This window comes from Paraflavitalea pollutisoli, assembly GCF_029360705.1.
Taxonomy (GTDB): domain Bacteria; phylum Bacteroidota; class Bacteroidia; order Chitinophagales; family Chitinophagaceae; genus Paraflavitalea; species Paraflavitalea pollutisoli.
The window spans coordinates 860,979-867,808 of sequence record NZ_JARKMX010000008.1 but is presented as its reverse complement, the minus strand read 5'-3'; the positions used below and the strand labels follow the sequence as shown (position 1 = coordinate 867,808).

5 protein-coding genes are annotated in these 6,830 nt (G+C 48.6%); 3 read left to right on the top strand and 2 right to left on the bottom strand.

Going from position 1 to position 6,830, the window contains the following annotated elements; genetic code table 11:
• Nucleotides 1-141: 141 nt before the first annotated feature.
• Both P2W70_RS17470 and P2W70_RS17465 read right to left on the bottom strand, forming a co-directional pair.
• A complete protein-coding gene (locus P2W70_RS17470) occupies nucleotides 142-1,149 on the bottom strand; it encodes a LacI family DNA-binding transcriptional regulator (RefSeq protein WP_276482788.1) in 1,008 nt (335 codons plus the stop codon).
• A 107-nt stretch (nucleotides 1,150-1,256) separates the two neighbouring features.
• Nucleotides 1,257-1,934: a hypothetical protein gene (locus P2W70_RS17465; protein ID WP_276482787.1), complete on the bottom strand. Its 678-nt coding sequence runs from the start codon at nucleotides 1,932-1,934 to the stop codon at nucleotides 1,257-1,259.
• A 277-nt stretch (nucleotides 1,935-2,211) separates the two neighbouring features.
• On the opposite strand from P2W70_RS17465, the gene P2W70_RS17460 reads away from it, so the two are divergent.
• The 3 genes from P2W70_RS17460 (at nucleotide 2,212) to P2W70_RS17450 (ending at nucleotide 6,815) form a co-directional block, all read left to right on the top strand.
• Entirely contained in the window at nucleotides 2,212-2,652 is a 441-nt protein-coding gene (locus P2W70_RS17460) for a DUF3592 domain-containing protein (RefSeq protein WP_276482786.1), read from the top strand.
• A gap of 747 nt (nucleotides 2,653-3,399) precedes the next feature.
• Nucleotides 3,400-5,685, top strand: a complete 2,286-nt coding sequence (locus tag P2W70_RS17455; protein ID WP_276482785.1) for a hypothetical protein — start codon at nucleotides 3,400-3,402, stop codon at nucleotides 5,683-5,685.
• Between the two features lie 20 nt (nucleotides 5,686-5,705).
• Entirely contained in the window at nucleotides 5,706-6,815 is a 1,110-nt protein-coding gene (locus P2W70_RS17450) for a hypothetical protein (protein ID WP_276482784.1), read from the top strand.
• Nucleotides 6,816-6,830: the final 15 nt, after the last annotated feature.

Here is a 6,830-nt window from a genome sequence, read left to right as displayed (position 1 = left end):
CACCTAGGCAACGGAGGAAAGGCAATGAAAGGCAACGAGGCAATGGAAGAAAGGCAACAAGGCACAGAGGCACCTAGGCAACGGAGGAAAGGCAATGAAAGGCATATAGGCAACGAGTAAAAACTGATCACCTTTCAGGGTTTACGAACTGGTAGAGGTGCGTTGGATCAGGGATGATTTGAAGACGATGTTTTCATTATCGAGGGGGGCATTCTTTTTCTCGAGGTTGTTGAGCAGGCGATGGGCCGCCTCTTTGCCGATATCGAAGGCGGGTTGGGTGATGGTGCTGAGCGAGGGATTGAGGTGGTTGGCGATCCGGAGGTTCGAAAAACTGATCACTTTCACGTCTTGCGGAATGCGCAATTGCAGTTTCGCACATACTTCATAAGCCGCCATGGCATACCGTTCTACTGCTGCAAAAACGCCATCGGGTTTTTCCTGGCGAAATACCGTTTCTATCAACGAAATATCCAGTTCATCGGTATTGGTGCATTCTACCACCAGGTTGTCGGTAGTCAATTGATGGTCTTTCATGGCCTGGAGGTATCCCTGCATCCTTTTATTACCAATGGACACCTTGCTGGAAATAGCGAGGTGTACGATCTTTTTGCACCCTTGCTCAATGAGGTGTTTGGTGGCAAGGTAGCTGGCCTCAAAGTCATCGGTGGTTACTTTGAGGGTATCGATGTCTTCGCAGACGCGATCAAAGAATACGATGGGGAGGCCTCGATCGCGCAGGTTTTTGAAATGCGCATGATCAGTGGTGGTGCTGGATACAGAGATGAGGGCACCATCTACCCGGCCATTAAGCAGTTCGCGGGCAAAGGCGAGTTCGCGGTTATAGTCTTCATGGGTCAGATAGATCAGCACGTGGTAGCCTTTTTCCTGGGCGATGCTTTCGATGCCATTGATGGCGAGGGTGAAATAGTTGTTGGCGATCTCCGGTATGATGACGGCGATGGTTTTGCTTTTGTGCTTGCGCAGGCTGCTGGCGTGTGGGTTGGGCTGATAGTTGAGTTCATTGGCGAGTGCCACGACCTTTTCCTTGGTTTCCTTGCTGATGTCGTAGCTATCGCGCAGGGCCTTGGATACGGTGGCAATGGACAGGTTTAGCAACTGGGCTAGTTTCTTGATATTGACTGACTCCATATGGGTAAACTCAAAATGATCTTTCGTAATCTAAGCATCTTTTCTATATGTATTTTGTACATACTGAAAGATGTGGATAAGTAAGCGGCCATTTTGAGCAGGATGGCTCAGGACGAATTCGCCGTTCGTTGCCGTCTTGTTGTACGCAGTCGTGTAGTGGCGGGTCTGTGGTGAGCAGGTCGCTGTTTTGGCTGCAGGCGTTCTTTCCGTCGAAGGCTGGTGAGCTCAAACCATTCCCGGTTCTTTTGTAACGCTTCTTCTTTGCGTGCTTTTGCTTCCAGCTCGGGGGTATTGTCATAGGTGCTTTTCCAATGGTTGGGCCCCAGCAGGCGCTGGTAGCGGCGATGGTAGGGGTTTTCGGACCGGTGGCGGAGGCGTGGTTGGCGGGATTTGCTGGCGGTACCAGGCTGTGCCGGCAGGAGGTCGTTGAGGGAAGGCCGTACTGCGCTCGCCCGGCAGGCTGCGTAAGTGGTCCATAGATATTCGTATACCTGGCTGGGGGATTGGCCGTCTTTCAGTGCTTTGAAGGCTTCTCCCGTGAAGGCCTGGTACATCCAGAACTGGCGCCAACCGCCTGGCAGTGCTTTGTACACGGCTGACGCGATCTTTGCGGCCGTGGCCAGGCGGCTGGCACTGCGGCGGGTTGGTAGAAAGGCCGGGTGCTGCAGCACTTTCTCCCGCGTCAGGCGACTCTTTTTACGGGCGTAATACTTCCCGTCCATCTTATAAAAGGTGAGGTCATCCCAGGTGGTTTGTAACAATATCGGGCCTACTTGTTTTGCCATCGGACAGGTTTAGCGCGCAAATTACGATCACGAACAGGCGATCCCATGGATTTGGGTCCCTTTCTTCCAAAATGTCATGACATCTGCAATGCGGTTGCGTCTGTTGGGGTTGAACCCTTATAAAATTGCGCCTTTACTACGGGAGCGGGTAGGGAAGGAGTGGGGAGAGGGCCTATAGCGTCCGTGCTCGGGTACCAGATAGATAGGAGGTTTTTAACGGGTTTACCCAATTTGGTGCTTTGATGCTGGCTTCTCTTTTCCTATATTGGCCACCAATATGAATTCCGGCAAACTATTGTGCTTCGCTTTTATTGGGTTTGTGAATCACCTTTACTGGCGATTTGCCGTTATTCCTTATTACCGGGACTATGTACGACTCCGCACCATACGAAGAAAAGGGATCCGTACCAAGGGGATCATTGTTGGTCATGTTGAATGGGAGGATGATGACGAGTTGATCCAATTTGCGCCGGTCATAAAATTTACGGCTGAAGACGGGACCGGGTATACGATAGAATCTGGTGCATTCAGCGTACGAAAGAAGACGGTTGGCGACCGGCTGTCAGTTGCCTATTACGCAGATGACCCGTCTGGTGCCATCATCAATCCAGCGCTGGAAACGCGGTTTGCTTTCTTTAAGGTCTTTACGCTGATCGTTGTCTTTACCCTGGTGAGTTTGATGGCTGCTGTAGGTGTATGGTTTGATCTGATACACTAGGGTAGAAATGATTCCTGGAAACCTGCCATCGCCACACCTCGCTTTGAAGAATACCTGAAAATGGTCTGTACAAAATACAAGTGCCCGCATGTGTTCAGTTTTTATCTCAAAGGGATCCGAAACTGGTTGGTACCAATGCAGCCATACTTGTCGCAGGACTCATCACTTTCTTTTAAAATACTATTGAATATGTGACCGGCGCGGTTTTCGTTTTTAGGACGATCTGCCAATCATATTCCTCTCCCGATTTGTTTACCTCTACCGTATTTTGTGCAGTTTGCCAAGGCCGTATTTTATGCAATGTTTCTAAATAGTATTTTATGCAACACGAGCCCTTCGGCATGAATAACCGAAACTTAATAATGCATCACGTGCATGGTCAATCCGTCTTGGCAAAGTGTGAATAAACTTTTTGCACTATTCTTCATCGTTGTATTTGAAAAGTAACTAGCTTGCTACCTCGTAAAGCGATTCGTATGACAGATGAGCATGATTGCAAGCACTACCACCAGCTGCACACTTTTCACCGGATTTTACGCACTTATCGGATGGATCGACACGGCTATCGGTTTTAGGTTGCTCTTTTAATAGATCATTAGTTATTTCGTTCTCGTTAACTTTTTCAACTGGCACCTGCAGTTGTAAATCCATGTCTTTGTAAAACCGCTTCTTAACCACTATTCATAACCTGAACCAAACCTGGCGGCGTTTATGGGATCACCATATTCGTACATAAACCTCTATTCCTTGATGCTAACTGTGGCCTGTCTCCTGGTCATCAGCACAGGTGTAGCGCAGGATGCAGGCAGGAAAGACGCTCCAAAACAGGTTAAATCACTTACAAAAAAGGCTGCCGATTCTCTTCGTTCCTTCGCAGATACTACTTATAAAGGAGTAAAATCTCAATTGAAAGTTCAGCGGGAGCAATTCCAGCAATCATTCAACAGTAAAAAGGAGCTGCTTACTGCCCAGTCTATTAAAAAGAGCCTGGCCGGGAAAGACAGCCTGTTGTTCGATATACAAAATCCATTCAAGCAATTACTTTTTACGAAGCCATTGTTGAAGATCAATGGAGGTTATGTCAGCTATCAATTCAACTACCGATCGGCTATCGATACACCTTATATCGAGAAAGATATCGCGCAACACAATGTAACGGGTAACCTGAATGTGACGGTTGGAGGGCATATTCCCTTGCGCGTTACGTTCTGGTCGCGCCAGAGCAATTCCGCTGTATTCCGGGATATCAATGACGTACAGGTTTCGTTTGATGGGCGGGCTTTTCAGCAACATTTACAACAATCTTTGCGGCAAAGGTTATTGGCGATGTCGCCCAATTTGCGTGACTCCCTGACGGAAAAACTATATTTCCTCAAGCAGTTTGAGTTGGAGCAATTGAAGTTGAAACTGCGCTCGTTTACTCCGCAGGATTTGGTGGAGGCCCATGAAACGCTGAAAGTGCCACGTATTACCTGGCTTTCGAATCTGGCAGACAGCATCAACCAGGCCCGGGAGGACTCGTTAAAAAAGATGGCGGGCCTTTTCCTCGACCTCTATGCTACCACCAAAGGCAGGTATGACAGTCTGAGCAGAAAGGTCGATTCTCTCAAAGGGTTGTATGATCAAAATATTGCCAAGATCAAAAGATATCAGCAGTTGCTGAATGGCGGCTGGCGGGACCTGATCGCCACGCGGCAATGGACAGACAAGCTCCGGGATTATGGTATGGGTCAGGTGCAAGTGCCGGCAAAGTATCGATGGTTGATGGGACTGAGGCAGTTCAGTGTTGGCCGCAGCGTTACCAATCACAGCGAGCTTACGATCAAAAATACCAGTGTGAATGGGATCAATTTTGAATATAATTCCTGGTATTATTTAGCAGTAACCGCCGGCCTGGTGGATTACCGTTATCGTGATTTTGTGATCAATGGAGCCAACCGTAAACCGCAATATTTATATATGGTACGGGCGGGTCTTGGCAGACTGGAAAAGAATTATTTTATTCTTTCTGCCTTCAGAGGCGATAAGCAGCTTTTCGCTTCAAATGCCAATAAGGTATCTTCTATTGCTGTTACCGGGTTTAGCGCAGAAGGCAGGTTCCAGGTAAACCCCACCACCTATCTAACGGGTGAGATTGCCAAGTCATTAGCGCCTGATTTTCGCCATAGTCCTATTCAGGGCAACACTAAGTTCAGCTTATCAGACAAGACCAACCAGGCCTATGCTATCAAGGTCTATTCCTATCTTCCCCAAACAGGCACAAAGCTGGAAGGTACTTACAAACATACCGGCGCCAATTACCAATCTTTCAGCAGCTTCCAGACCAATGCCGCGCTTGAAAGCTGGACCATGAAGGCCGAGCAGACTTTTTTTAAGCGGAAGTTGCGTATGACGGGTTCGCTGCGCAAGAATGAATTTACCAATCCCCTCCTTCCACAAAACTACAGCAGCAATACAGTTTTTAAAAGCCTGACGGCCAGCTTCCGCATGCGTAAATGGCCTTCTTTTACCGTCGGTTATCAACCCATGAGTCAGTTGACATCGCTGGATAGTGTGGTAGTGGAGAATCGTTTCCAGGTGTTGAACGGAAGTGCTTTTCATACATATAAACTGGGTACACTCCGCACGGCTTCCTCCCTGGTGCTTAGTAAATATTACAATACCAACAGCGATACGGCCTTTTTGTATTACAATGCCACCAATGTTTTCTGTTCACAGCAGTTCTTTTTCGACGCGTTCACCACGCAGACTGCTGTTTCTTATACGCGCAATGGCAGTTACAAGCTGGTCGTCCTGGACGGCGGTGTGCAGCTCAATTTTAAACGTCTGGGTTCAGTTGGTTTTGGCGTGAAGGTTAATTCACTCAATGAGGACGAGGTGAAGGCAGGCGGATACTTCAATGCCAATGTGCGTGTATTCCGGGAGGATTTCATCACTGTGAGTTATGATCGCGGCTATTTGCCTGGTTCTAATAAAGGGTTGATCAGAAATGAAATGGCCACGGTTCAATTTGTAAAGAGTTTTGATTTTTAAAGATGTGTGAAATAATATCTATGAGAAAATATCTACTTATCCTTTTACTGTTGGCTGCAGGCTGTACCGGCTATGCGCAGGTGGTGATCAATCTTCAGTTACCTCCCCTGGGGCTGACGATCAAGCCGCAGTTGTGGAACCTTTCGCTGGTCAACAGCGGCAAAACGACCACCTACGCCCGGGTGGAAGTGGTGATGACCGATGTGGCTACCAACCAGCGTGTGTTGACGGGCACGACGAATATGGTGAGTGTTCCTGCGGGTGTCCGGCAATTGCAATTGCGGGACCTGTTACCGATCACCTATAATCCCGGTACGCCGGGATATGTGGTCGATCCTTCGCCGGAAGGCTTTTTACCTACAGGGGTATTCAATATCTGCTATTCCATCCTGCAAGTGAACAGCGATTATGTTGAGCGGATCGGGGAGGAGTGTGAGACTGTCGAGATTGAACCTATTAGTCCACCGCAGCTGATGACGCCACTGGATGAAGAGCAGGTCGATATCAGCCGCCCACTCTTCGCCTGGGTGCCACCTTCACCCTATAGTACACTCAATGGACTGTTGTATGACTGGATACTGGTAGAGGTGCAGGCGACACAGAGTCCGGCGGATGCTGTGCAACAGAATATTCCGATCCTCAGCCGTCAAAATATTGCGTATACTAATTTTCAGTATCCGTTATCTGCTCCTGAACTGGATTCTACCAGGCTGTACGCATGGCGGGTCACGGCCAAGAACAACCTGCTACCGATTGGGAACAGTGAGGTCTGGAGTTTCAGGCTGCGTAGACCGATTCCTGATAGTGCAGCAATATTCAAGCCGGGTGGGTTTGCAAAATTGAACAGGGAAGAAAACGCATCCTATACAGTTGCGCGCGGCATACTCCGTTTTGAGTACCTCAATGACCTGAACACGGCTTCCGTTCAGTTGAAGCTTTTCGATATCAGCAGCTCGCGCCGTCAGCAGGTCCAATTGGATAACAGCACCGGACAGGTACGTCTGGGCCAGAATCTATTGCAGATCGACCTGCGCCAGCAAAGGGGGATGGTCAATAAACATGTATACCTGCTGGAGGTGACCAATGCCCACGGTGAGAAAGGCTACCTCAAATTCGAATTCCGGGAATAAGTTGGTTTTAGCAGC